Origin of the sequence: Micromonospora sp. NPDC047730 (genome assembly GCF_043204765.1) — a bacterium.
GTDB lineage: Bacteria > Actinomycetota > Actinomycetes > Mycobacteriales > Micromonosporaceae > Micromonospora.
The window spans coordinates 49,278-72,424 of sequence record NZ_JBIDCU010000011.1 but is presented as its reverse complement, the minus strand read 5'-3'; the positions used below and the strand labels follow the sequence as shown (position 1 = coordinate 72,424).

General features: G+C 74.4%; 23 protein-coding genes and 1 riboswitch. Of the genes, 13 read left to right on the top strand and 10 right to left on the bottom strand.

The window, feature by feature from the left end:
- Positions 1 to 22 precede the first annotated feature (22 nt).
- A complete protein-coding gene (araB, locus tag ACGF5G_RS23665; protein ID WP_393266205.1) occupies positions 23 to 1,693 on the top strand; it encodes a ribulokinase in 1,671 nt (556 codons plus the stop codon).
- Between the two features lie 98 nt (positions 1,694 to 1,791).
- Here araB and ACGF5G_RS23660 read toward each other — a convergent pair whose 3' ends face one another.
- Positions 1,792 to 3,228 (bottom strand): glycine hydroxymethyltransferase, encoded by a 1,437-nt coding sequence (locus ACGF5G_RS23660; protein ID WP_393266204.1) that lies wholly within the window; start codon positions 3,226 to 3,228, stop codon positions 1,792 to 1,794.
- 17 nt (positions 3,229 to 3,245) lie between these two features.
- Positions 3,246 to 3,335: riboswitch (ZMP/ZTP riboswitch) on the bottom strand.
- Positions 3,336 to 3,464: 129 nt separating this feature from the next.
- On the opposite strand from ACGF5G_RS23660, the gene ACGF5G_RS23655 reads away from it, so the two are divergent.
- A complete protein-coding gene (locus ACGF5G_RS23655; RefSeq protein ID WP_393266202.1) occupies positions 3,465 to 4,316 on the top strand; it encodes a metallophosphoesterase family protein in 852 nt (283 codons plus the stop codon).
- Between the two features lie 42 nt (positions 4,317 to 4,358).
- Here the strand turns inward: ACGF5G_RS23655 and ACGF5G_RS23650 are convergent, their stop codons facing one another.
- The 5 genes from ACGF5G_RS23650 to ACGF5G_RS23630 form a co-directional block, all read right to left on the bottom strand.
- Positions 4,359 to 4,859 carry a hemerythrin domain-containing protein gene (locus ACGF5G_RS23650; RefSeq protein ID WP_393266200.1) on the bottom strand — a complete coding sequence of 167 codons (501 nt, stop codon included), beginning with the start codon at positions 4,857 to 4,859 and terminating at the stop codon, positions 4,359 to 4,361.
- Positions 4,860 to 4,973: 114 nt separating this feature from the next.
- Positions 4,974 to 6,452, bottom strand: coding sequence for a S8 family serine peptidase (locus ACGF5G_RS23645; RefSeq protein ID WP_393266198.1), 1,479 nt, complete (start codon positions 6,450 to 6,452; stop codon positions 4,974 to 4,976).
- A 148-nt stretch (positions 6,453 to 6,600) separates the two neighbouring features.
- On the bottom strand, positions 6,601 to 7,470 hold the full coding sequence (locus tag ACGF5G_RS23640; RefSeq protein WP_393266197.1) for an NAD(P)H-hydrate dehydratase: 870 nt from the start codon (positions 7,468 to 7,470) through the stop codon (positions 6,601 to 6,603).
- Positions 7,454 to 8,185, bottom strand: coding sequence for a histidine phosphatase family protein (locus tag ACGF5G_RS23635; RefSeq protein ID WP_393266194.1), 732 nt, complete (start codon positions 8,183 to 8,185; stop codon positions 7,454 to 7,456). The genes ACGF5G_RS23640 and ACGF5G_RS23635 overlap by 17 nt, the downstream gene beginning before the upstream one ends.
- A gap of 68 nt (positions 8,186 to 8,253) precedes the next feature.
- A complete protein-coding gene (locus ACGF5G_RS23630) occupies positions 8,254 to 8,727 on the bottom strand; it encodes a hypothetical protein (RefSeq protein WP_393266191.1) in 474 nt (157 codons plus the stop codon).
- A 122-nt stretch (positions 8,728 to 8,849) separates the two neighbouring features.
- Between ACGF5G_RS23630 and ACGF5G_RS23625 the strand changes: the two genes are divergently transcribed.
- The 3 genes from ACGF5G_RS23625 to ACGF5G_RS23615 all read left to right on the top strand — a co-directional run bounded on the left by ACGF5G_RS23625 (position 8,850) and on the right by ACGF5G_RS23615 (position 10,607).
- Positions 8,850 to 9,080: a hypothetical protein gene (locus ACGF5G_RS23625; RefSeq protein ID WP_357699478.1), complete on the top strand. Its 231-nt coding sequence runs from the start codon at positions 8,850 to 8,852 to the stop codon at positions 9,078 to 9,080.
- A 132-nt stretch (positions 9,081 to 9,212) separates the two neighbouring features.
- Positions 9,213 to 9,539, top strand: coding sequence for a hypothetical protein (locus ACGF5G_RS23620; protein ID WP_350707556.1), 327 nt, complete (start codon positions 9,213 to 9,215; stop codon positions 9,537 to 9,539).
- 96 nt (positions 9,540 to 9,635) lie between these two features.
- The gene (locus ACGF5G_RS23615) at positions 9,636 to 10,607 is read left to right on the top strand and encodes a DNA polymerase domain-containing protein (protein ID WP_393266189.1); all 972 of its coding nucleotides are present in this window, start codon (positions 9,636 to 9,638) and stop codon (positions 10,605 to 10,607) included.
- A gap of 106 nt (positions 10,608 to 10,713) precedes the next feature.
- Here ACGF5G_RS23615 and ACGF5G_RS23610 read toward each other — a convergent pair whose 3' ends face one another.
- Complete coding sequence (locus tag ACGF5G_RS23610) at positions 10,714 to 11,220, bottom strand: Lrp/AsnC family transcriptional regulator (RefSeq protein WP_393266187.1); 507 nt, start codon at positions 11,218 to 11,220, stop codon at positions 10,714 to 10,716.
- A 105-nt stretch (positions 11,221 to 11,325) separates the two neighbouring features.
- Here ACGF5G_RS23610 and pdhA point away from each other — a divergent pair, with 105 nt between their 5' ends.
- The 6 genes from pdhA to ACGF5G_RS23580 all read left to right on the top strand — a co-directional run bounded on the left by pdhA (position 11,326) and on the right by ACGF5G_RS23580 (position 18,867).
- Positions 11,326 to 12,492 (top strand): pyruvate dehydrogenase (acetyl-transferring) E1 component subunit alpha, encoded by a 1,167-nt coding sequence (gene pdhA / locus ACGF5G_RS23605; RefSeq protein ID WP_393266184.1) that lies wholly within the window; start codon positions 11,326 to 11,328, stop codon positions 12,490 to 12,492.
- Entirely contained in the window at positions 12,492 to 13,508 is a 1,017-nt protein-coding gene (locus ACGF5G_RS23600; RefSeq protein WP_393266182.1) for an alpha-ketoacid dehydrogenase subunit beta, read from the top strand. The genes pdhA and ACGF5G_RS23600 overlap by 1 nt, the downstream gene beginning before the upstream one ends.
- The gene (locus ACGF5G_RS23595; RefSeq protein ID WP_393266179.1) at positions 13,505 to 14,872 is read left to right on the top strand and encodes a dihydrolipoamide acetyltransferase family protein; all 1,368 of its coding nucleotides are present in this window, start codon (positions 13,505 to 13,507) and stop codon (positions 14,870 to 14,872) included. Before ACGF5G_RS23600 ends, ACGF5G_RS23595 begins: the two co-directional genes overlap by 4 nt.
- A 137-nt stretch (positions 14,873 to 15,009) precedes the next feature.
- Positions 15,010 to 16,674 (top strand): right-handed parallel beta-helix repeat-containing protein, encoded by a 1,665-nt coding sequence (locus tag ACGF5G_RS23590; RefSeq protein WP_393266591.1) that lies wholly within the window; start codon positions 15,010 to 15,012, stop codon positions 16,672 to 16,674.
- 319 nt (positions 16,675 to 16,993) lie between these two features.
- Positions 16,994 to 18,259, top strand: a complete 1,266-nt coding sequence (locus tag ACGF5G_RS23585; RefSeq protein ID WP_393266176.1) for an Ig-like domain-containing protein — start codon at positions 16,994 to 16,996, stop codon at positions 18,257 to 18,259.
- Positions 18,260 to 18,516: 257 nt separating this feature from the next.
- A complete protein-coding gene (locus ACGF5G_RS23580; protein ID WP_393266173.1) occupies positions 18,517 to 18,867 on the top strand; it encodes an STAS domain-containing protein in 351 nt (116 codons plus the stop codon).
- An 83-nt stretch (positions 18,868 to 18,950) separates the two neighbouring features.
- Here the strand turns inward: ACGF5G_RS23580 and ACGF5G_RS23575 are convergent, their stop codons facing one another.
- A complete protein-coding gene (locus tag ACGF5G_RS23575) occupies positions 18,951 to 19,343 on the bottom strand; it encodes an FKBP-type peptidyl-prolyl cis-trans isomerase (RefSeq protein ID WP_357699385.1) in 393 nt (130 codons plus the stop codon).
- 240 nt (positions 19,344 to 19,583) lie between these two features.
- On the bottom strand, positions 19,584 to 20,156 hold the full coding sequence (locus ACGF5G_RS23570; protein ID WP_393266170.1) for a hypothetical protein: 573 nt from the start codon (positions 20,154 to 20,156) through the stop codon (positions 19,584 to 19,586).
- 214 nt (positions 20,157 to 20,370) lie between these two features.
- On the opposite strand from ACGF5G_RS23570, the gene ACGF5G_RS23565 reads away from it, so the two are divergent.
- Complete coding sequence (locus tag ACGF5G_RS23565) at positions 20,371 to 21,069, top strand: CBS domain-containing protein (RefSeq protein WP_393266167.1); 699 nt, start codon at positions 20,371 to 20,373, stop codon at positions 21,067 to 21,069.
- 336 nt (positions 21,070 to 21,405) lie between these two features.
- The gene (locus ACGF5G_RS23560; protein WP_393266589.1) at positions 21,406 to 22,344 is read left to right on the top strand and encodes a TerC family protein; all 939 of its coding nucleotides are present in this window, start codon (positions 21,406 to 21,408) and stop codon (positions 22,342 to 22,344) included.
- Positions 22,345 to 22,385: 41 nt separating this feature from the next.
- Here the strand turns inward: ACGF5G_RS23560 and ACGF5G_RS23555 are convergent, their stop codons facing one another.
- The gene (locus ACGF5G_RS23555; RefSeq protein ID WP_393266166.1) at positions 22,386 to 23,114 is read right to left on the bottom strand and encodes a helical backbone metal receptor; all 729 of its coding nucleotides are present in this window, start codon (positions 23,112 to 23,114) and stop codon (positions 22,386 to 22,388) included.
- Positions 23,115 to 23,147: the final 33 nt, after the last annotated feature.

Below are 23,147 nucleotides of genomic sequence, written 5' to 3'. Positions count from 1 at the left end.
CGGCGCGGCGGGAGGAGGAGCGGTGGCGCAGCCGGCAGCCGGGGTGCCCGGGCACGTCGTCGGGGTCGACTTCGGCACCCTCTCCGGCCGGGCGGTCGTGGTGGACGTCGCCGACGGCGTCGTGCGCGGCGAGGCCGTGCACGCGTACCGGCACGGGGTGATCACGGAGCGGCTGCCCGACGGGACGCCGCTGCCGCCGGACTGGGCGTTGCAGCACCCCGACGACCACCGCGAGGTGCTCCGGGTCGCGGTGCCCGCCGCGCTGCGGGCCGCCGGCGTACGCCCCGAGGACGTGCGCGGCATCGGCGTCGACGCCACCTCCTGCACGATGCTGCCCACCCGCGCCGACGGCACCCCGCTCTGCGAGCTGCCCGAGCTGGCCGGTCGGCCGCACGCGTATCCGAAGCTGTGGCGGCACCACGCGGCCCAGCGGCAGGCCGCCCGGATCAACGACGTCGCCGCCGCGCGCGGCGAGACCTGGCTGCCCCGCTACGGCGGGCGGGTCTCCGCCGAGTGGCAGCTCGCCAAGGCGCTGGAGGTGCTGGAGGAGGACCCGGCGGTCTTCGACCGCGCGGAGCGCTTCATCGAGACGGCGGACTGGCTGGTCTGGCAGCTCTGCGGGCGGGAGACCCGCAACGTCTCCGCCGCCGGCTTCAAGGGGCTGCGGCAGGACGGGCGGTACCCGTCGGCGGAGTTCCTGCGCGCCGTGCACCCCCGCCTCGACGGGCTGCTGCCCCGGATCGACGGCCCGCTCGCGCCGCTGGGCGCCCGGGCGGGCGGGCTGACCGCCGAGGCGGCCCGGTGGACCGGGCTGCCGGTGGGCACCGCCGTCGCGGCCGGGTCCATCGACGCGCACGTCACCGCCGCGGCTGCCCGCGCGGTCGAGCCGGGCCGGATGCTCGCCGTCCTCGGCACCTCCACCTGCCTGATCATGAACGCGGCGGCGTACCACGAGGTGCCCGGGGTCTGCGGCGTGGTCGACGGCGGCGTCACCACCGGTTCGTGGGGCTACGAGGCGGGGCAGAGCGGCGTCGGGGACATCTTCGCCTGGTACGTCCGCACCGGCCTGCCGGCCGACTACGCCGACGAGGCGCGCCGCCGCGGGCTGAGCCCGTACGAGCTGCTGGACACCCTCGCCGCCGACCAGCCGGTGGGCGGGCACGGGCTGCTGGCGCTGGACTGGCACAGCGGCAACCGGTCGGTGCTCATGGACCACGAGCTGAGCGGGGTGCTGGTGGGGCTGACCCTGGCCGCCCGGCCGGAGGAGATCTGGCGGGCGCTGCTGGAGGCCACCGCGTTCGGCGCCCGGACGGTGGTCGACGCGTTCACCGCCGCCGGCGTGGCCGTCGACGAGCTGACCGTGGCCGGCGGGCTGACCCGCAACCGGCTGCTGCTGCGGATCTACGCCGACGTCATCGGCCGGCCGCTGCACGTGGTCGACTCCGCGCACCCGGCGGCGCTGGGCGCGGCGATCCACGCGGCGGTCGCCGCCGGGGCGTACCCGGACGTGCCGGCCGCCTCGGCGGCGATGGGCGCCGCCCGCCGCGAGACCTGGCACCCCGACCCGGCCCGGGCGGCCGCCTACGACGAGTTGTACGCGGACTACCGCGCGCTGCACGACCACTTCGGCCGGGGCGGCACCGACGTCCTGCACCGCCTCCGCGCCCGCCGCCACCGCGCCCACCGCCCCTGACGCTCCCACCCGCACCGCCCGCCGGCCGGGGACGAGGGCGGGACGGGGACGCCCCCGCGCGGCGGGGCCGGGCGGGGGCGTCGGGGCGGGTGCCCGGGTCAGCCGAGGTCGACGGCCGGGTAGAGCGGGAAGCCCGTGAGCAGGTCGCTGGCCTGCTTGCCGACCCGGTCGGCGACGGCCGGGTCGAGGACGTACTTGGCCTTCGACGGGGTGCCGTCCGGGTTCGCACCCGGCTTGGTCTGGCTGAGCACGGTGTGGATCAGCTCCGCCGTCTCGTCCATCTGTGCCGGGCCCAGCCCGCGGGTGGTCAGCGCCGGGGTGCCGATGCGGATGCCGGAGGTGTACCAGGCGCCGTTCGGGTCCTGCGGGACCGAGTTGCGGTTGGTGACGATGCCCGAGTCGAGCAGCGCCTGCTCGGCCTGCCGGCCGGTCAGCCCGTAGCCGGTGACGTCGATGAGCACCAGGTGGTTGTCGGTGCCGCCGGTGACCAGCTTGCCGCCCCGGCGCAGCAGCCCCTCGGCGAGGGCCTGCGCGTTGGCGACGATCCGCTGGGCGTAGTCGGCGAAGTCGGGGCGGCGGGCCTCGGCCAGGGCGACGGCCTTGGCGGCCATCACGTGCGGCAGCGGGCCGCCGAGCACCATCGGGCAGCCCCGGTCGACCTGGTCGGCCAGCTCGGGCTGGCAGAGCACCATGCCGCCGCGCGGGCCGCGCAGCGACTTGTGCGTGGTGGTGGTGACGATGTGCGCGTGCGGCACCGGGTCGAAGTCGCCGGTGAAGACCTTGCCGGCGACCAGGCCGGCGAAGTGCGCCATGTCGACCATGAAGGTGGCGCCGACCGAGTCGGCGATCTCCCGCATGATCCGGAAGTTGACCTTCCGGGGGTACGCCGAGTAGCCGGCGACCAGGATCAGCGGCTTGAACTCGCGGGCCGCCTCGGCGACCCTGTCGTAGTCGACCAGCCCGGTGGCCGGGTCGGTGCCGTAGCTGCGCTGGTCGAACATCTTGCCGGAGATGTTCGGGCGGAAACCGTGGGTGAGGTGGCCGCCGGCGTCCAGGGACATGCCGAGCATCCGCTGGTTGCCCAACTCCCGGCGCAGCGCGAACCAGTCGGCCTCGGTGAGGTCGTTGACCTGCCGCACCTGGGCCTTCTTCAGCGCCGGGGACTCCACCCGGTCGGCCAGGATCGCCCAGAACGCGACCAGGTTGGCGTCGATGCCGGAGTGCGGCTGCACGTACGCGTGGGCGGCGCCGAACAGCTCCCGGGCGTGCTCGGCGGCGAGCGCCTCGACGGTGTCCACGTTCTGGCAGCCGGCGTAGAAGCGGCGGCCGACGGTGCCCTCGGCGTACTTGTCGCTGAACCAGTTGCCCATGGCCAGCAGGGTGGCCGGGGAGGCGTAGTTCTCGCTGGCGATGAGCTTGAGCGACTCGCGCTGGTCGGCGAGCTCGGCGCCGATGGCGTCGGCCACCCGCGGCTCGACGGCGCGGATCACCTCGAGGGCGCTGCGGAAGGCGGTGGATTCGGCGTTCGGCGACATGCGACCTCCAGTGACGTGCGGAAGGCCCAGGCGCTCGGCATGCGTCCTCATGACGGGACCGCTTCCCGATGGTTCTCCATCCCCACGCGCCAGTCACGGCCCACCGCCGATCCTACCGGGTCGGCCGGGCGCGCCCCGGCCCACCTGGGGACCGCCGCACCCGCGGTGTGGTGCATCGATCGGCGCGCGGCCCGCGCGGTTCGCGGTCGTCACCGGCGGCGCATAGGATCGCGGTCATGGCGGGGGAGGACGGCGGGGGCGGCAGCCTGCTCGCCATCAGCGACCTGCACGTGGGGCACCCGGGCAACCGGGCGGTGGTGGAGGGGCTGCGCCCGGGGTCGCCGGACGACTGGCTGATCGTCGCCGGGGACGTCGGCGACACCGTGGCCGACGTCGAGTGGGCCCTCGGGCTGCTCGGCGACCGCTTCGCGCGGGTGGTCTGGGCGCCGGGCAACCACGAGCTGTGGACCCCGCCGGCCGACCCGGTGGCGCTGCGCGGGGTCGCCCGCTACCAGCACCTCGTCGACCTGTGCCGGCGCCTCGGCGTGCTGACCCCCGAGGATCCGTATCCGGTGTGGCGGGGGTCGGGCGGGCCGGTGCTGGTGGCGCCGCTGTTCCTGCTCTACGACCACAGCTGGCGCCCGGAGGGGTTCGACACCCCGGAGGCGGCGCTGGCCGAGGCGTACCGGACGGGGATCGTCTGCACCGACGAGTTCCTGCTGCACCCCGACCCGTACCCGAGCCGGTCGGCGTGGTCCGCCGCCCGGGTCGCCGAGACCGCCCGCCGGCTCGCCGCGCGGGAGCCGGGGCTGCCGACCGTGCTGGTCAACCACTGGCCGCTGCTGCGCGAGCCGACCCGGATCCTGCGCTATCCGATCTTCGCCCAGTGGTGCGGCACCGAGGCCACCGCCGACTGGCACCTGCGCTTCGACGCCGCCGCGGTGGTCTACGGCCACCTGCACATCCCCCGCACCACCTGGCACGACGGGGTGCGGTTCGAGGAGGTGTCGGTGGGCTACCCGAGGGAGTGGCGGTCCCGGGCCGTACCGCCGGCGCTGCGGCGGATCCTGCCCGCGGCCCCGGCGTGACGACGGACCCCGGCGCACCGGGGCCCGTCGGAGGCGGTCGGCTCAGGCCGTCACGGCGTCGAGCGACTTCTTGATCGCCTTCGGGTCGGTCGGCTTGCGCGGCGCGTCCGCGCGCAGCTCGATCATCCGCTCGCCGATCTCCTGGAGCTGCTTACGGCCGAGCGCCTCGCGCACCTTCGGGAACCACTCCTGCTCCTCCTCCTCGACGTGGTGCAGGACACTCTCGATCAGCACCGTGGTCTTGGCGTTGAAGCGCTCATCGTCGGCGTCCATGGCGAACAGTTCGGCGCAGAGCACGTCGGCGACGTGGTGCTCCTCGTACGACTCGAGGATGTCGTCCTCCAGGTCGGGCAGGAGCTTGCGGACCTCCGGGTACATCACCTCGTTCTCCAGGTAGGTGTGCACCGTGAGGGCCTCCAGGATCTGGCTCACCAGCTTCTGCCGCCGCGCGGCCGGTCCCTCCTCGGCATCCTGGAACGCCTTGAACAGACGGCGCATCTCCTTGTGGTCCTCTTTCAACAGGACGATGGCATCGGTGGACACCGTTGACCTCCTCGGCTCGTCGGACGCCCCCTCCCGTACCCCGGCCGTGAGCAGCGAAAACGGATGGGGCCCGGCGGATCACCGCCGGGCCCCACCACGGGTCGTGCCGTGCTGCTACTTCACCACGTTGTACGCGTTGACCATGCCGGCGCCGTAGAACGAGTTGCGCTCGCCCCCCGTGCAGGTGGCCGGGAAGCCCGGCCGCGGCTCCCAGACCCCCTCCTCGCAGGGGACCGACTCGGCGGTCCGCTCCAGGAAGGACGCCAGCTGGCCCGGCGTCATGCCGGGGTGGGCCGACAGGGCCAGCGCCGCGACGCCGGCCGCGTGCGGGCTCGACATCGACGTGCCCTGCTTGTAACCCCAGCCGTTGGTCTTCGTCGCCGTGTCGAAGGTGGTCGACAGGATGCCGTCGGTCGGGGTCGGGCTGACGCCGTTGGTGCGGAACCGGGTGTCACCGCCGGGCGCGGTGACGTCCACGACGCCCAGGCCGTACGAGGAGTAGTAGCTCTTCTTGCCGGTCGGGGCGACCGCCGAGACGGTCACCACGCCCGGCGCCTCGCCCGGCAGGACGAGGCAGGAGTTGGTGAGGTCTTCCCGGGTCTCCGGGTCCTCCGTCGGCGGCAGGTTGTTCGGGCTGCCGGTGTCGGTGATCTTGTGGGCGAGGTCCCAGTTCGAGTTGCCCGCCGACGCGACGTGGAGCACGCCCTTGCTCTGCGAGTAGCGGATGGCCCGCTGCACGGCCTGCCACACCGGGCGCTGGCGCGCGTCGTTGCGGCAGTTCAGCTCCCACGGGTCGATGAAGTAGCTGTTGTTGGTTACCTGCATGCCGTGGTCGGCCGCCCACATGAAGCCGCAGAGCGCGGCCTCGGGGTAGATGAACCGGTCATCGTTGACGACCTTGACGGCGGCCACCTTGACACCCGGCGCCACACCGGTCACGCCGACGCCGTTGACGGCGGCGGCGATGGTGCCGGCCACGTGCGTGCCGTGGTCGGAGACGGTCGGGTTCCAGGCCGCCTCGGTGGTGTCCGCGACACCGCCGACGCAGGACGCGCTCCTGTCCTTGGCGATCTGGTCCTTCAGGTCGGGGTGGCTGGAGGAGATGCCGCTGTCCAGCACGCCCACCACCACGCTGGCGCTGCCGGCGTTGACGGCGTGGGCCTGCGGGACGTCGATCATCGGCATGTCCCACTGCTGACCGAACATGGGTTCCTTGGTCGGGTCGGCGGTCGCGTTCGCCGCCACGGCCGCGGAGACCTCCAGGGTCTCGCCCTCCTCCAGGGCGGTGCCCAGGCCGGCGGTGGACGCCACCGAGTCGACGCCCGCGCCCGCCACGTCCGTGACGAAGTCGGGGTTGGCCGACCGGACGACGAGCACGCCGATCTGGTCGTAGCTGGCCACCACGGTGCCCTTGGCGGCGGCCACGCGGGCGGCCGCCTTGTCGGTCTTCGCGCCCTGCGGGGCGAGGACCAGGAACGTGGTGTCCGGGCCGGCGGCCGACGCCGCCGGGGCGAGCCCGCCGGTGACGGCGAGGCCGACACCGAGCGTCACGGCGGACGCGGCAGCCAGTGTCTTGCGACGGAGGTTCTTCACACAGACTCCCAGGGGGCTGTTTCCAGCCGGATACGCCCCCTGGCGGGGAGCGGCCGGCGGGAGGCGGGCGGGGGTGCCCTCCTCCGACCCACCAGCGTAGGAGCGGAGTGTGGCGTTACACACATCCGTTCGGCCAGACAAGGAAGTGTCAGACGGTGGCGAGGGTGTGGGGAATCTCGTCCAGCAGCTCCCGGGCGAGGAACCCGATCCGGCCGAACCGCGGCACCAGCCGCTGGCCGCTCACCGCGTGGGCGAACGCCGCCCAGCACGCGGCCTGCGCCGGCTCGGCACCCCGCGACAGCAGCCCGGCCAGCAGTCCGGCGCGGACGTCCCCGCTGCCGGACGTGCCGAGCCCCGCGTCGCCGCTCTCCTCCCGCCAGCTCCGCCCGTCGGGTGTGGAGACGTGGCCGTAGAGCGAGACCACGGCGTCGTACCGGCCGGCGAGCTCGATGGCCTCGGCGTCCAGGTCGTCGCTCGGGTCCCGGCCCAGCAGGTGCCGCGCCTCGGTGAGGTTGGGGGTGAGCACCACCGGCCGTCCGGACCCGACCAGCAGGTCCGGGGCGTGGCTGAGCGCACCCAGGGCGTACGCGTCGAGCACCAGCGCCGTCTCCCGGGCGGCCGCGTCGAGCACCAGGCGCAGCAGCGCCCCCGTCTCGTCGATGTCCTTCAGGCCGGGGCCGAGGGCGACCACGTCCGCCTCGGCCACCAGGTCGCCCAGCAGTTCGCCGGGCCCGCCCGCGACCGCGCCGTCGGCCTTCTCGGGCAGGCCCACCACCAGCGCCTCGGGCACCTGGATGCTCAGCGCGGCGGCGGTGGACTCGGCGGCGGCGAGCTGGAGCACCCCGGCCCCGGCCCGCAGCGCGGCCACGCCGGCGAGCAGCACCGCCCCGGGGGTGAACCGGGAGCCGCCGACCACCAGCACCGTGCCCCGGGCCTCCTTGCCCCCGGTCGGCACCGGCAGCGCCCAGTCCCGTAGCAGCCTGGGGGTGATCACCAGCGTGTCAGACCGGTTCGGCATGGACCTCGTCCTCCCTGGTCGGCCGGGCGCCCTGGGCCCGCAGGTGGCCGACGTCGTTGAACACGTCCAGGCTCAGCCGGCCGTCGGCCCCGGCGGACCAGCCGGTGATCGAGCAGTTGGCGATGACGTGCTCCCGGGTCAGCGCCATCAGCTCCGCCTCGGTCAGCCCCTCCACCAGGTAACGGGTCAGGAAGACCAGGGCGTCATGGCCGAACAGCAGCGCCCGCCGGCCCTCGTGGTCGCGGCGCAGGTCGCCGAGGAGGGCGCGCAGGCGCAGCGCCACGTCCGTCCAGGACTCGCCGCCCGGCGGCCGGTAGTAGAACTTGCCGAGCCGGTCCCGGCGCGCCGCCTCCTCCGGGTGGCGCCGGCGCGCCCCGTACCCGGTCAGCCCGTCCAGGATGCCGAGTTCCCGGTCGCGCAGCCGCTCGTCGCGGGTGAGTGGGATCCCGGTGCCGGCCAGGGCCAACTCGGCGGTCCGCACGGCCCGCAGGTACGGCGACACCACCGCGACGTCGGGCCGGCGGGCCTCGGGCAGCCCGGCCAACCAGCGCGCGGTGGCCCTGGCCTGCTCCTCCCCGGTCGGGCTCAGCGGCACGTCCGCGTCCCGGTGGGTCAGGTCGATCAGCTCGGCGCCGGACGCCTCGGCCGCGGTGGCCGCCACGTTCGCCGTGCTCTCGCCGTGCCGGACGATCCAGAGCGCTGCCAGTTCCGCCATGCGGCACCCCCTACCCGAGGCCCGCCCCGGATAACCGCCCCCCGCCGCCGCGGCGGGCGGCGGGACGTTCAGGCCGCCGGGCAGCGGGCGAAGAGGGTGGTGAAGCCGGACTCGACGCGCTCCACGCCGAGCACCAGGCCCGCGCCCTCCCCGGCGATCGTCAGTTCCAGCTCCTCGTCCACCTGGACCGACTCGAAGCTCGACCAGTCGAGCACGACGTGGTCGCGCCGGGCCTGGAACATGTCGCCGTGGTCCACGAAGACGCGCCACCGGCCGGCGCCGTGCCGCGGCACCGCGCCCGCGTGCTCGGTCTCCCGCCGGTAGCCCGGCACGAAGTCCTCGTCGTGCAGAACCTCGTCGATCAGCGAGGCGGAGACGTCGGTGACGGTGAATCCGCCGGCCGCGTCGAGGGTGAGCACGTCCCGTTCCGGGCCGCACCAGACACCGGTGACGTCGGCGGCGGCGGTAGGCGGTGGCTCGCCCGCGCAGCCGGCGGCGACAGCCACCAACGCCAGCGACACGTACCCCGTCCGTCCGCGCACGAACGCCCCCCTCCGCCCCGGCATGGTAGTCCCGCCGCCGGGCGTGAACGGGACCAGGCCGGGTAAGCGCTGCTGCCACCGAACGGCGAAGAGCGAGATGGGGAGGTACGTCCGTGGCAACCATGACCAAGGAAATGATCAGCCCGGTCAAGGACCAGAACTACGACCTGATCCACGTCCTGCAGATGTCGTTGCAGCACATCTGGAAACTGGACACGTATATCGCCGACGCGGAGTCGCGGGGCGACACGGAACTGGCCACCTGGTTCCGGAAGATGCAGGAGAACAACCGCAAGGCGGGTGAGCAGGGCAAGAAGATGCTCATGTCGCGCCTCCAGGAGGAGATGAGCTGAGTTCGGCCCGACGTGGCCGGGCGGCCGGAGACGGGCCGCCCGGCCATCTCGCGTACGCCCGGCGTACGGGGCAGCGCGGACGGCGGTCGACCGGCAGAATGTCCATCCGGGTCGCACGGGATGGAGCCGCCGATGACGGTCGTCAGGGGTCTGCGGGAAGCACTGGTGCTGTTCGTGATCGCGCTCGTCGTGGTCGCGGCCGCCGCCGGGGTCTGGGTCGCCCTGGGCGGCGGCGACTTCGTCTACCGCTTCGGCATCGCCCTCGTGGTGGTCGGGGGGCTGCTCGGGATCACCGGTGACCTCACCCTGAGCCGAATCGGCATGATGGGGGCGCGCGCCACCTTCGGCGTGGCACCCGAACGCGAGGCCGCCGGCGAGGGGCGGGTGCTCACCGGGATCGGGATCTTCCTGTTCGTCGGTCTGCCGCTCATGGCCGTCGGCATCATGCTGATCGCCTGAGACTGAGCCCGACGGCCGCCGGCCGGGTCGGAGGCGCGCTTCGCCGGGGGCCGCGACGGGCCGTGCCGACCGGCCCGCCGGGTTACGGTGTGGGGCGTGGCGACGCCGGCCGAGGAGATCAAGGTGGGGGAGCGGCTGGTCCGCGTCTCCAGCCCCGACAAGCCGTACTTCCCCGAGCTGGGGCTGACCAAGCTGGACGTGGTGCGGTATTTCCTGGCCGTCGGCGACGGCGTCCTGCGCGCCCTGCGGGACCGGCCGACCATGTTGGAGCGGTGGCCGCGCGGCGTCTTCCCGGGGGCGAAGATCGGCACCCGGCAGGACAACCGGGGCGACGCCTTCTACCAGAAGCGGCTCCCGGCGGGGGCGCCCGAGTGGGTGCGCACCGCCCACATCACCTTCCCGAGCGGGCGTACGGCCGACGAGGTCGCGCCGAGCGAGCTGGCCGTGGTGATCTGGGCGGCGAACCTCGGCACGCTGCGCTTCCACCCGTGGCCGGTCTCCGCCGCCGACGTCGAGCGGCCCGACCAGCTCCGGATCGACCTCGACCCGATGCCGGGGGTGGGCTTCGACCAGGTGGTGCCGGTGGCCCACGAGGTGCGCGCGTTCCTCGACGAGCTGGGGCTGACGGGCTATCCGAAGACCACCGGCGGGCGGGGCCTGCACGTCTACCTGTCGATCGAGCCCCGGTGGAGCTTCGGCGAGTGTCGGCGGGCGGTGCTGGCGCTGGGCCGGGAGATGCAGCGCCGGCTGCCGGAGCTGGTCACCACCACCTGGTGGCGGGAGCAGCGGGACCGCCCGGTCTTCGTCGACTACAACCAGATGTCCCGGGACCACACGATGGCCTCGGCGTACTCCATCCGCCCCACCCCGCAGGCGCTGGTCTCCGCGCCAGTGGACTGGTCGGAGCTGGACGACGCGCGGCCGGAGGACTTCGACGTCACCACGATGCCGGCCCGGTTCGCCGAGCGCGGCGACCCGCACGCGGGCCTCGACGACCGGCGCTTCTCGCTCGAGCCGCTGCTGGAGTTGGCCGACCGGGAGGGGCTGGAGGCCCCGCCGGAGCGCTGAGCCCGCCGGCCACGGCGGACCGCGGCCGCAGTGCCGGGCCCGCCGGCCGCCGCGGGCCCGGCCGGCGGGCCGCCGGAGCGGCGAGCCTGCCCGGCCAGCCCGGCGCTCACTCCCACGGGCTGCGGTCGCCGTCGAACTCGTCGAAGACCAGCCAGGTGCGGGTGGACAGCACCCCGGCGATGCCCTGCACCCGGCCCAGCACCACGTCCCGCAGCGTGGCGTTGTCCGGCGCCCGGACCAGGGCCAGCACGTCGTGGTCGCCGCCGAGCAGCGCGGCGTGCTCGATGTAGCGCACCCGGGCCAGCTCCGCCGACACCTCCCGCCAGGTGTTCTGCTCGATCTTGAGCGCGACGTACGCCGAGGTGCCCAGCCCCGCCGCCTCGGGCGCGACCTGGGCCCGGAAACCGGTGATCACCCCGTCGCGCAGCAGCCGCTCCACCCGCGCGTACGCGTTGGTGCGGGAGATGTGGATCCGCTCGGCGAGGGTGCGCACGGAGGTGCGGCCGTCGCGGACCAGTTCGTCGAGGATCCGCCGGTCGACCTCGTCCAGGGGGCGGGCCGAACGTCCCGTTCCGGCGGTCGACTCCGCGCTCGGCCCGGACTCCTGGCTCATCTCGATGCCTCCCGCATGCCATCCGTCCCGCGTTTGTCATGGATCTTGAGTCAATCATCCGACGGCAGGAGCATAGGCCCACCACACGTCCCAGGAGGTCCCGCCGTGACGACCACACCCGAGGCGGTCCGCAGGGCATCCCCGCACAGGCGCCGGGCGGCCACCCCGCCCGACCCGGCCAAGCCGCTGCTGCCGGCCACCGAGCCGGTCCGCCTGCTCGATCCCGCCGGCACGCCGCTGCCCGCCCACGCCGACTACCCCGAGCCGCCCGTCGAGGCGCTCGCCGACATGTACCGGCGGATGGTCATCGGCCGCCGCTTCGACATCCAGGCCACCGCCCTGACCAAGCAGGGCCGGCTGGCGGTCTATCCGTCCTCGCGCGGCCAGGAGGCCTGCCAGGTCGGCGCGATCCTCGCCCTGCGCGAGGACGACTGGGTCTTCCCGACCTACCGGGAGTCGATGGCGCTGGTCTCCCGGGGCATCGACCCGGTCGAGGTGCTGACCCTGCTGCGCGGCGACTGGCACTGCGGGTACGACCCCGCGGCCCGGCACACCGCCCCGCAGTGCACCCCGCTGGCGACCCAGTGCGTGCACGCCGCCGGGCTGGCCTACGGCGAGGCGTACCAGGGGCGGGACACCGTCGCGCTGGCCTTCATCGGCGACGGGGCCACCAGCGAGGGCGACTTCCACGAGGGCGTGAACTTCGCCGCCGTGTTCAAGGCGCCGGTCGTCTACTTCGTGCAGAACAACAAGTACGCCATCAGCGTCCCGCTGTCCCGGCAGACCGCCGCGCCGTCGCTGGCGTACAAGGGCGTGGGCTACGGCGTGCCCAGCGAGCAGGTCGACGGCAACGACCCGGTGGCCGTCCTCGCGGTGCTCACCCGCGCGGTCGCGCACGCCCGCGCAGGCTTGGGGCCGTTCCTCGTCGAGGCGCACACCTACCGGATGGAGCCGCACACCAACGCCGACGACGCCACCCGTTACCGCGACGGCGCCGAGGTCGACGCCTGGCGGGACCGGGACCCGGTCGCCCGCCTGGAGACGTACCTGCGGGCGCGGGACGTGCTCGACGACGCGCGGGTCGCCGCGATCGCCGACGAGGCCGAGGCGTACGCCGCCGACCTGCGTACCCGGATGAACGCGCAGCCGACGGTCGACCCGATGAGCCTCTTCGACCACGTCTACGCCGAGCCCACCCCCCAGTTGGTCGAGCAGCGCGAGCAGGTCCGCGCCGAGCTGGCCGCCGCCGCAGACGAGGAGGGTGAGCGCTGATGGCCACCCTGACCATGGCGAAGGCGCTCAACGCCGCGCTCGCCGACGCGATGCTCGACGACGACCGGGTGGTCGTCTTCGGCGAGGACGTCGGCGCGCTCGGCGGCGTCTTCCGGATCACCGACGGCCTCCAGGCCCGGTTCGGCGACAAGCGCTGCTTCGACACGCCGCTCGCCGAGGCCGGCATCGTCGGCTTCGCCGTCGGGCTGGCCATGTCCGGGCTGCGCCCGGTGGTGGAGATGCAGTTCGACGCGTTCGCGTACCCGGCGTTCGAGCAGATCGCCTCGCACGTGGCGAAGCTGCGCAACCGCACCCGGGGCGCGCTCAGCGTGCCGATCGTCATCCGGGTGCCGTACGCCGGCGGCATCGGCGGGGTCGAGCACCACTGCGACTCCAGCGAGGCGTACTACGCCCACACCCCCGGCCTGAAGGTGGTCACCCCGGCGACGGTCGAGGACGCGTACTCGCTGCTGCGCCAGGCGATCGACGACCCCGACCCGGTCGTGTTCATGGAGCCGAAGAAGCTCTACTTCTCCAGCGCCGACGCGGAGCTGCCCGCGACCGCCCCGCCGATCGGCCGCGCGGTCGTGCGCCGCCCGGGCCGCGACGCCACCCTCGTCGCGTACGGGCCGGCGGTGCCGGTCGCGCTGGAGGCCGCCGAGGCCGCCCGCGAGGAGGGCTGGGACCTGGAGGTGGTGGACGTGCGCAGCATCGTGCCGTTCGACGACGAGACCGTCACCGCCTCGGTCCGCCGCACCGGCCGGTGCGTGGTGATCCACGAGGCGCAGGGCTTCGCCGGGGTCGGCGCCGAGATCGCCGCCCGGGTGCAGGAACGCTGCTTCCACGCCCTGCACGCCCCGGTGTTGCGGGTGTCCGGCCTGGACATCCCCTACCCGGCGCCGATGCTGGAGCACACCCACCTGCCGTCGGTGGACCGGATCCTCGACACGGTGGCCCGACTCCAGTGGGACGACCAGCCGGACGGGCGCTGGCTGACCCGGGGGAGCGCGGCGTGACCACCGTGGACGGGACGCAGGTCTTCCTCCTGCCCGACCTTGGGGAGGGGCTGAGCGAGGCCGAGATCGTCGAGTGGCGGGTCGCCGTGGGCGACGTGGTCACGGTGGACCAGACCGTCGTCGAGGTGGAGACCGCCAAGGCCGTCGTCGACGTGCCCTGCCCGTACGCCGGGCGGGTCGTGGCGCTGCACGGCGCGGCGGGTGAGGTCCGCCCGGTCGGCCAGCCGCTGGTCACCATCGCGCCGGTGGGCGGCGACGGCGGGGCCGGCGACGAGCCCGCCGGGCACGCCACCTACCGCGAGGAGGAGCGCGCCGGCTCCGGCAACGTCCTGATCGGGTACGGCACGGGCCACGGCGGCTCGGGGCGGCGGCGTCGCCGGCCCCGCCTCGCGGTCGCCCCCGACCCCCGCCCGGCCGAGCCCCTGGCGGCGCCCGCCGCCCCGGCGGTGGCGGCGGACCGCCCGCACGACGCGGCGCCCCTGGTCATCTCGCCGATCGTGCGTCGGCTGGCCCGCGAGCACGGCCTCGACCTGGCCGCGCTGCGCGGCACCGGCCCCGGCGGGGTGGTGCGCCGCGCCGACGTGGAGGCCGCCGTGGCCGAGGCCGCCTCGCCGGCCGCCCGGCTCGCCGCGGTGCCGGACCAGCCCGCCGGGCCGGCCGCGCCGGAGGCGGCGGACGTGGTCGTCCCGTTGACCGGCATCCGCAAGGCGATCGCCGACAAGCTCTCCCGCAGCCGGCGGGAGATCCCCGAGGTGACCATCTGGGTGGACGTCGACGCCACCGGGCTGCTGGAGACCCGGGCCGCGATCAACGCGGCGACCCCGGACGCGCCGGTGAGCATCCTGGCCCTGCTCGCCCGGATCTGCCTGTCCGGGCTGCGCCGGTTCCCGCAGCTCAACGCCCGCGTCGACACCGAGGGCGAGCGGATCGTCCAGTCGGCCGGGGTGCACCTGGGCATCGCCGCCCAGACCGACCGGGGGCTGGTCGTGCCGGTGCTGCGGGACGCCCAGCGGCTCACCACCGCCGAGCTGGCCGCCGAGCTGACCGCGACCACCTCGGCGGCCCGGGCCGGCACGCTGCCCCCGGCCCGGCTCACCGGCGGCACCTTCACGCTGAACAACTACGGCGTCTTCGGCGTCGACGGCTCCACGCCGATCATCAACCACCCCGAGGCGGCGCTGCTCGGGGTGGGGCGGATCGTGGACAAGCCGTGGGTGGTGGACGGGCAGCTCGCGGTGCGGAAGGTGACCCAGCTCAGCCTGACCTTCGACCACCGGGTCTGCGACGGCGGGGTGGCGGGCGGTTTCCTGCGGCACGTCGCCGACTGCGTCGAGCAGCCGGCGCTGCTGATCGCCAACGTCTGACCCGCTGCGACGGCCCCGGTTCCGCCTCCCGGCGGTGCCGGGGCCGTCGCCGTCGCGGCCGGCGTTTCCCCGAATGCGGTCCGGGAATGCGGGCCTGGCTGTCCCGCCGAGGGGAGGACGAGGTGGCGTACCCGGACATGCCCTCCGCCGGCGGCGTGCGCCGCTACGCGGTCGCCGGTGCCCCGCTGCTCTGCGACGCCCGGGAGCACGGCCTGGTGGGCGACGGCGAGACCAACGACCAGCCGGCCCTGGCGGCGCTGGTGGACCGCCTCGGCGACGCGTACGCCGCCGACGGCCGGGTCCGGATCATCTACTGCCCGCCGGGGGTGTACTCGATGCGGGACTCGGGCACCGTCTGGCGTTCCGGGGTGTCGCTGATCGGGGCCGGCCCGGGGGCGACCCGCTTCGTGCTCAGCAACGCCGGCAACCGGGCCGATCCCGCGCCGCTGGCCTTCCACACCGCGCAGCAGCACGGGGCCGGCCGGGAGCGCCACCTGGCCGACTGCACGTTCGCCGACTTCGAGATCGACGGTTCGGGCGTGGCGTCGGCGGACTACAACCCGCTGGCCAAGGGTCTCGGCCTGCAGTACGTCGTCCGGGGCATGTTCCGCAACCTGTACATCCACCACACCGCCGCCACCGGCCTGGGCTGCGACTTCCTCCAGGACTGCCTGATCGACGGGGTGCTGGTGGTCGGCTGCGGGCGGCTGGACAACGGCACCGAGATGGGCGGCGCGGGCATCGGCATCGGCATCGGCGGCTGGGGCAGCGTCGAACGGTTCAACATCGTCAACTGCAGCGCGGTGGCCAACGCGACGAACGGGATCTTCCTGGAGTTGCAGGAGGCGAATCACCTGCGCCCGCGCGGGGTGCGGATCATCGGCTGCCACGCCCAGGGCAACCGGTTCGGTATCTCCGACTGGGGCGCGAACGGTCTGATCGTCTCCGCCTGCACGATGACCGGCAACCTGGAGGCGGGCTTCCACGTCTCGGCGAAGGGCACCACGCACACCGCCGGGCGGGGTGGCCTGCTCACCGACTGCGTGATCGACGGCAACCTGGGCGACGGGGTCAGCATCGGCAACACCCCGGGCCCCTACACGATCCGCGGCAACCGGATCAGCGGCAACGGCCGGTACGGCTACCACCAGCGCAACCTCGGCGGCGTGGAGCAGCGGATCGCCGAGGAGATCGTCATCGAGAGCAACGACTTCTACGGCAACAGCGCCGACGCCATCCGCATCGACCGCCCGCTCCGCGACATGATCCTGGTCGGCAACCGGATCCGCAACAACGGGCGGCAGTGCGCGCCGGCGATGAGCGGGCACGGCGACTCGGTGCGCTACAGCGAGCGGAAGGTGGTGGACCGGCGGGCGACCTGGCCGAACGACGGTCACCGGGGCAAGGTGGTGCGCGTCGGCGACGGGATCGCCATGGTGGCCGCCAACGACGACACCGAGCTGACGCTCGCGCCGATTCGCCCCGACGCCTCCAGCGGGTGGAGCGGGGGCACGCCGCTGCCGGGAACGCCGTACGAGCTGCCGGCCGGCCCGCCGGTGCGGGCCGGCATCACGATCAACGCGGCGGTCGACTCGGCCACCATCCGGGGAAACCGGATCTGGGACAACAAGCACCCGAGCACCCAGAACCACGGCCTCTGGATCACCGACGAGGGCAGTTGCGTGGACTGCCGGGTGGAGGACAACGACCTCGCCGGCAACGCCGACTCCGCCATCCGCATGGACACCCCGCCGGTCGGCGGCCGGTGGGAACGCAACCACGGCGACGACGACTGGACCTGAGCCGGCGCCACACGGGTGGCCGAGGTCGCCCGGCCGTTGCCGTCGCCACCGGCACGAGGCCGGGGCGGGGCACCGGGGGTGGGTCGGGTGGGAACGGCGCGGGGCGGCGCAACCGGGACGCGGCGGCATGGCCGGGCTCCGGCGGTGCGGGTCCGGGCGATCCCGGACGGATCCGGAAACGGGGGCACCCGGACTCATTCCGCGCAGTCCGGCAAATGCCCCCCATAATTGCGTTTCCCTTTTCGCCGAAAATTGCGCGCCCATCCGGGCGGTATGGAGAGAATGTGGCGGAGGACGCCAATTAACGGGGGGACGCATCATGAAGTTGAGGCGGCGACTGACGGTTCTGGCCGTGACCATCGCGGCCACGCCGTTGGCCCTCGGCGGGTGCACCGCCGACCGCAAACCGGGTGCCGGGTCGGCCGAGGGCCGGGCGGCGGCCCCGGAGCTGGCCGTGACGCCCGCCGACCGCGCCCGCGAGGTGCCGGTCAGCGCCGAGGTGGGGACCGTCGTCAAGGGCGGACGGGTCACGTCGGTCCGGATCACCGACGACAAGGGCGCGGAGATCAAGGCGGAGCCCCGGGAGGACGGCTCGGGCTGGGTGCCGAGCAGGCCGTTGCAGCCGCGGCGCACCTACACCGCGGAGGTGACCGCCACGGGCGACTCGGGGAAGACCACCACCCGGAAGACCACCTTCACCACGATGCCGAAATCGTCGAAGCCGGAAATCACCAGCACGTTGTATTTCGCCGGCAACCGGACGTACGGCACCGCCATGCCGGTGACCGTCGCCTTCGACCCGCCCATTCCGAAAGAGGCCAGGGCGGACGTGCAGCGCCGATTGTTCGTGAAGACCGACCCGCCGCAGCCGGGCACCTGGTCGTGGGTGTCCGACGGCAGCCAGGTCTATTACCGGGCCCCCGATTTCTGGCGCCCGGGCACCACGATCAGCGTCCGGGCCGGGCTGGAGGGCCTGCCGATCGGCAAGGACCGGGTCGGCGACTCCGACCGGACCGCCACTTCCAAGATCGGCCGGCAGGTGGCCCTGGAGATCGACAACGCGACCAAGCAGATGTCCGTGGTGCGCGACGGCAAGGTCGTCCGCAAGATCCCGGTCAGCATGGGCAAGCCGAGCACGCCGACCTCCAGCGGCAAGATGGTGATCATGGAGAAGCACGAGCAGACGACGTTCGACACCCGGGGTTCGGCCGACCCCTACGTGGTCGACGTCGAGGACGCCCAACGCCTCACCTGGGGCGGTGAGTTCATCCACGCGGCGCCGTGGTCGGTGGGGGACCAGGGCAACACCAACGTCTCGCACGGCTGCACCAACGTCTCCAACGAGGCCGCGGACTGGCTGATGGGCGTCACGCAGGTCGGCGACCTGGTGACCATCAAGGGCACCGAGGTCGAGTTGAACGAGGGCAACGGCTGGACCGCGTGGAACGTCGGCTGGGACGAGTTCGCCAAGGGCAGCGCGCTGCCGGTGCCGGCCGGGCTCCGGCCGGCCCCGTCGCAGGCCCCGCACCCGGGCGCCGTGGCCGGGGGCTCGCCGGTGCCGGCGCCGTCCGTCCGCGGCGGCTGACCCGGCCGTACGCACACCGGGGACCGGTCCGCCGCCAGGCGGGCCGGTCCCCGACCTGCCGAGCCGGCGGGACACGGTGTGGCACCCGCCGGCTCTCGACGCCGGGCGGCGGCGCGGGTGGGCCGGAGCTCACCGCGGCGGTGCGGTCCTCCTCCCTGAGGAGGATCAGGGAGGCCCTCGGGGGTGACCCTGGGTGGACCCGGATCCCGTCCCTGGGCAGGGCGGAAATGTCGGTGGTGGGGGCTAGATTCGTCGGCATGGGGCAGCGTGAGGACAGGTTCCACGTCGAGGTCAGCGTGGACGACTACGTGGTGGACGTGCGGGCGATCGGCGAGGTCGACATCGCCACGGTCGCCGCGTTCCGCTCCGCGCTCTGGGCGGCCCCCGCCCGGCCGGTGCTCCGGCTGGATCTCTCGGGCGTCCGCGTGCTCTCCGCCGCCGGGGTGCGGGCGCTGGTCGCCGCGCACCTGCGCATCCGCGCCCGGGGCGGCGAGTTGGTGCTGCTGCACCCCGACCCGGTGGTCGCGCGGGTGTTGCGGGCCACCGGCCTGCACCGGGTCATCCCGATCGTCGACGCCTGCGCCGACCGGGAGCTCGTGGCCTGCTGACCACCCCCGACCGATCGGGGTGCGTGTGCGGCCCGGGGCCGACCGCGCGCGGGCGGGTCGGCCCCGGGCCCGTGCTCAACGGCTCAGCGCACGCCGACCAGGTCGACGACGAAGACCAGGGTCTCGCCCGGCTTGATGACGCCTCCGGCGCCCCGGTTGCCGTAGCCCAGGTGCGGCGGGATGGTCAGCCGGCGCCGGCCGCCGACCCGCATGCCCACCACGCCCCGGTCCCAGCCGGCGATGACCTGCCCGGCGCCGAGCCCGAACTCGAACGTCTCGCCCCGGTTCCAGGAGGAGTCGAACTCGCGGCCGGTGGAGTGCGCGACCCCCACGTAGTGGACGTCGGCCAGCTGCCCCGGCTGGGCCTCCGGTCCCTCGCCGACGGTGATGTCCTCGATGACGAGATCGGCGGGCGGCGCGCCCTCGATCGGGCCCACCTCGGGCTTGCCGGAGCGGGCGCCTGCTGCCTGGTTCATACGGGAGTCTCCTGCCGTTTCGGTCCTGATGTCCCGGTCACCATCCTGCCGGATGGCGACCGGTCGGCGCGCGGCGGTCCCGGGAGCCGCTCGTGTGCGTCGACGTGTCGGCGATGCGCGAGCCCCTCGGCGCCGCCGGGCCGGAGAGCCGGGTCCGGCCAGGCGCGACGACTCGGGCGTACGCACGGACCAGCGGGCGTCACCGGTGGTGACGCCCGCTGGGTGAGGTGCCGGACCAGGTCAGCGGAGCCAGGGGAACCGCCGGACGAGGGGGAGCTTCGCCCAGGCCGCGCCCAGGCCCAGGGTGGCGCCGGCGTTGACGAGCGCGAGACCGACCAGCAGGGCCGCGTTGAGCAGGTGGTCGTCGAGGAAGGGGTTGTTCTCGGGGGGCAGGACGACCGTCCACATCATCACGTAGAGCACCACGCCGGCGACGGCGGCGACGCGCATCCCGATGCCGAGCAGCAGCGCCACGCCGATCGCGGCCAGGCCGGCCATGAAGAGAACGTCCGCCCAGGCGGCCCCGGCGATGCCGTTGTAGAAGCCCTTGAAGGGGCCGGCCGCGCCGAAGGTCAGGAAGCCCTTGGTGGGGCTGCCGCCGTTGATCCAGGCGTTCTTCGCCTCGGTGGCGTGCCCCAGGCCGAAGACCTTGTCCAGGAACGCCCAGAGGAAGGTCCAGCCGAGGGCGATGCGGATGCCGGCGAAGACGTACCGGGTGGCACGCTCCCGGGTGGTCTCGGCGGGGTGCCGGGTCTGTGTCGCAGGGGCGATGGTCCCGGCGGTGATCCGTTCGGTCGTGGTCATTGTCTCCACGTCCCTTCGTGTGCCTCGCACCGCGCTTCCCGGTGGCATCTTCATTGGACACCCGCCGACGCTCGCCGGGCAGGGCCGACCGGGCCCCGTCGGACCGGGACCTTGGGCCCCTTCCACACCGGTCCACCCGGCCGTGCCGACCCGGTCTCGCGACCCTGACCCGGCGGGCGGTCGTGGCCATACCGTCGCAGGTGCCAACGGCAGGGAGGTCGTGATGAGGACGTGGCAGGTGGGCGACGTGATGACGCGGGACGTCGCGACGGTGGGGGAGGAGACCCCCTACCGCGAGATCGTCGACGCGCTGGTCCGGCGGGGCATCAGCGGCGTGCCCGTGGTGGACGGGTTCCGCCGGGTGCTCGGCGTGGTGTCCGAGTCGGATCTGCTGCACAAGGTGGAGCGGGCCGGTCACCCGGACGAGCGGCGGATCTTCGAGGGGCGGCGGCGCCGCAGCGCCCGGGAGAAGGCCGACGCGCTGCTGGCCCGCGAACTGATGACCGCGCCGCCGGTGACCACCTGGCCGGAGGCGACGATCTCCGCCGCCGCGCGGCAGATGGACCGGGAGTCGGTGAAGCGGCTGCCGGTGCTCGACGATCTGGGCCGGCTCGTCGGCATCGTCACCCGGGGCGACCTGCTGCGGGTGCACCTGCGTACGGACGCGGAGATCCGCGAGGACGTGGTGCAGGAGGTGCTGCGCCGGGTGCTCGCGGTGCGGGACGGCCTGGTCACCGTCCAGGTGCGCGACGGTGAGGTGACGCTCGACGGCCGGCTGGACCGGCGCAGCGCGGTCGAGCTGGCGGGGCGGCTGGCCGGGCAGGTCAGCGGCGTGGTCCGGGTGACCAGCACCATCGCGTACGACGTCGACGACCGCACGCTGGTCGAGCGGGACGCGGACCGGGCCACCCCGGTGGCCTGACCGGCGACGCCCGGGCCCCGCCGTCCGGGCGGGGCCCGTCGGCGTGCCGCCCGCCCGGCCCGCGCACCCCCCCCGGCCGACGGCAGCCGGCACCTGAGACCCGGGAGCCGCCGGGCAGCGGCGACCGGGCCTGGCCGGCGCCCGCCGACTTGCCCGGACGGCCGTCGGCCGGTGGGCGGCTCGCCTAGGCTCGGGGGCGGGCGCGGGGTGGCTCCGCCGCCGAGCCCCGCGCCACGGGACCGCGCCCGCGCCGGAACCGCCGGGCATGCGGCGCGCGCGGGAAGCGGAGCCGCCCTGTCCCGTCGCGGGTGGGGAGGGCGCCGGGTGGACGAGGCGATGTTCGCGGCGCCGCTGTGGGCCTGGGCGGCAGTGGGCGCGGTCATCGCCGTCATGCTGGCCGTGGACCTGCTCTCCCACCGCGACAACCACGTGATCGAGCTGCGCGAGGCGCTGGTGTGGAGCGGCGTCTGGATCACCGCCGGGCTCACCTTCGGCCTGGTGGTCTGGCTCTGGTGGGGCGGCGAGCCGGCCGTGGCGTACTTCTCCGGCTACCTGCTGGAGAAGGCGCTCTCGGTCGACAACGTCTTCGTCTTCGCGCTGCTGTTCGGCTACTTCCGGGTGCCCGCCGGTTACCAGCACAAGGTGCTCTTCTGGGGGGTCGTCGGGGCCCTCGCGTTCCGGCTGGCCTTCATCTTCGCCGGTGCCGCGCTGCTGGAGCGGCTGGCCTGGGCCGGGGTCGTGCTCGGTGCCTTCCTGGTCTGGACCGGGGGGCGGCTCGCGGTGCGCGGCGAGCCGGACGTCGAACCGGACCGCAACGTCGCGGTCCGGGTGTTCCGGCGGCTGGTCCCCACCGAGCCGCGCTACCACGGCGGCCGGTTCACGGTCCGGGTCGACGGCCGGCGCAGGGCCACCCTGCTGCTGGTCGCGCTGATCGCGATCGAGGCCACCGACGTGGTCTTCGCGATCGACTCGGTGGCGGCGATCCTGGCCATCACCACCGACACGTTCCTGGTCTGGACGGCGACGGCGTTCGCCGTGCTCGGGCTGCGCAGTCTCTACTTCTGCCTGGCCGGGCTGCTGCGGCACTTCGGCTACCTGCGGTACGGGCTGGCCGTGCTGCTGGCCTTCGCCGGGGCGAAGCTGATCCTGGCCGAGACGCCGGTGGGGAAGCTGCCGGTCTGGCTCACCCTCGCGGTGGTGGTGCTGACCCTGTCGGTCGCGATCGGCTGGAGCGTGCTCGCCGCCCGTCGGGAGCGCCGGCACGCGGGCGCCTGACCCGACGGGCGCGTCGACCGACGGGCGACGTGCCCGGGCGGTCAGCCCGGCCGGACGACCGGGTCGGCGAGCTGGGCGGAGAGCAGGGCGGGCGCCGCGGCCAGGGACGGGCCGTACCAGGTCAGGTGCCGCCCGGAGAGCAGCGCGCACGGGATGCCGGGAAACGCCTCCGGCCCGTCGTCGGCGGTGAACCGGTACGGCTCGTCCGGCAGCACCACCAGCTCCGGCTTTCGGGCGCGCAGCTCCTCGAGGCTCGGACGGGGATAGCGTTCGGCGTCGTCGGCGTACAGGTTGGTGACGCCGAGTCGGCGCAGCACGTCCCCGGCGAACGTGTCGGCGCCCAGCACCACCCACGGGCGACGCCAGACCGGCACCACCGCCCGGCGGGGCGGCCCGGCCGCCGGCGGGGCGGCCCACGCCCGGCGGGCCGCCGCCAGCCACTCCGGCTCCGCCGGCGCGCCCAGCTCGCGGAGCAGGTCGCCCAGCTCGGTCAGCGCCTCGTCGACGGTCCGCGGGTAGGTGACCCGCACCGGCACGCCGGCCGCGGCCAGGGCCTCGGCGTCGACGCGGCGGTTCTCCTCGACGTTGAGCAGCACCACGTCCGGTCGTAGCGCGAGCACCCGGTCCAGGTCGGGGTACTTGCTGCCACCGACCCGCGCCACGTCCAGCCCCGCCGGGTGGGTGCACCAGTCGGTGGCCCCGACCAGCAGGTGGGGCAGGGTCAGCGCCACCGCCTCGGTCAGCGACGGCACCAGCGACACGACCCGCACCGCGCACCCCCTGTCGACAACCGGTCCCGCTCG

Bases quoted from the DNA above. Each gene is read 5' to 3' on its own strand.
- ACGF5G_RS23660 (WP_393266204.1), bottom strand. From the start codon at position 3,228: ATGTCGCCGAACGCCGAATCCACCGCCTTCCGCAGCGCCCTCGAGGTG.
- ACGF5G_RS23655 (WP_393266202.1), top strand. From the start codon at position 3,465: ATGGCGGGGGAGGACGGCGGGGGCGGCAGCCTGCTCGCCATCAGCGAC.
- ACGF5G_RS23640 (WP_393266197.1), bottom strand. From the start codon at position 7,470: ATGCCGAACCGGTCTGACACGCTGGTGATCACCCCCAGGCTGCTACGG.
- ACGF5G_RS23635 (WP_393266194.1), bottom strand. From the start codon at position 8,185: ATGGCGGAACTGGCAGCGCTCTGGATCGTCCGGCACGGCGAGAGCACG.
- ACGF5G_RS23625 (WP_357699478.1), top strand. From the start codon at position 8,850: ATGACCAAGGAAATGATCAGCCCGGTCAAGGACCAGAACTACGACCTG.
- ACGF5G_RS23620 (WP_350707556.1), top strand. From the start codon at position 9,213: ATGACGGTCGTCAGGGGTCTGCGGGAAGCACTGGTGCTGTTCGTGATC.
- ACGF5G_RS23610 (WP_393266187.1), bottom strand. From the start codon at position 11,220: ATGAGCCAGGAGTCCGGGCCGAGCGCGGAGTCGACCGCCGGAACGGGA.
- ACGF5G_RS23600 (WP_393266182.1), top strand. From the start codon at position 12,492: ATGGCCACCCTGACCATGGCGAAGGCGCTCAACGCCGCGCTCGCCGAC.
- ACGF5G_RS23590 (WP_393266591.1), top strand. From the start codon at position 15,010: ATGCCCTCCGCCGGCGGCGTGCGCCGCTACGCGGTCGCCGGTGCCCCG.
- ACGF5G_RS23585 (WP_393266176.1), top strand. From the start codon at position 16,994: ATGAAGTTGAGGCGGCGACTGACGGTTCTGGCCGTGACCATCGCGGCC.
- ACGF5G_RS23580 (WP_393266173.1), top strand. From the start codon at position 18,517: ATGGGGCAGCGTGAGGACAGGTTCCACGTCGAGGTCAGCGTGGACGAC.
- ACGF5G_RS23575 (WP_357699385.1), bottom strand. From the start codon at position 19,343: ATGAACCAGGCAGCAGGCGCCCGCTCCGGCAAGCCCGAGGTGGGCCCG.
- ACGF5G_RS23565 (WP_393266167.1), top strand. From the start codon at position 20,371: ATGAGGACGTGGCAGGTGGGCGACGTGATGACGCGGGACGTCGCGACG.
- ACGF5G_RS23560 (WP_393266589.1), top strand. From the start codon at position 21,406: ATGTTCGCGGCGCCGCTGTGGGCCTGGGCGGCAGTGGGCGCGGTCATC.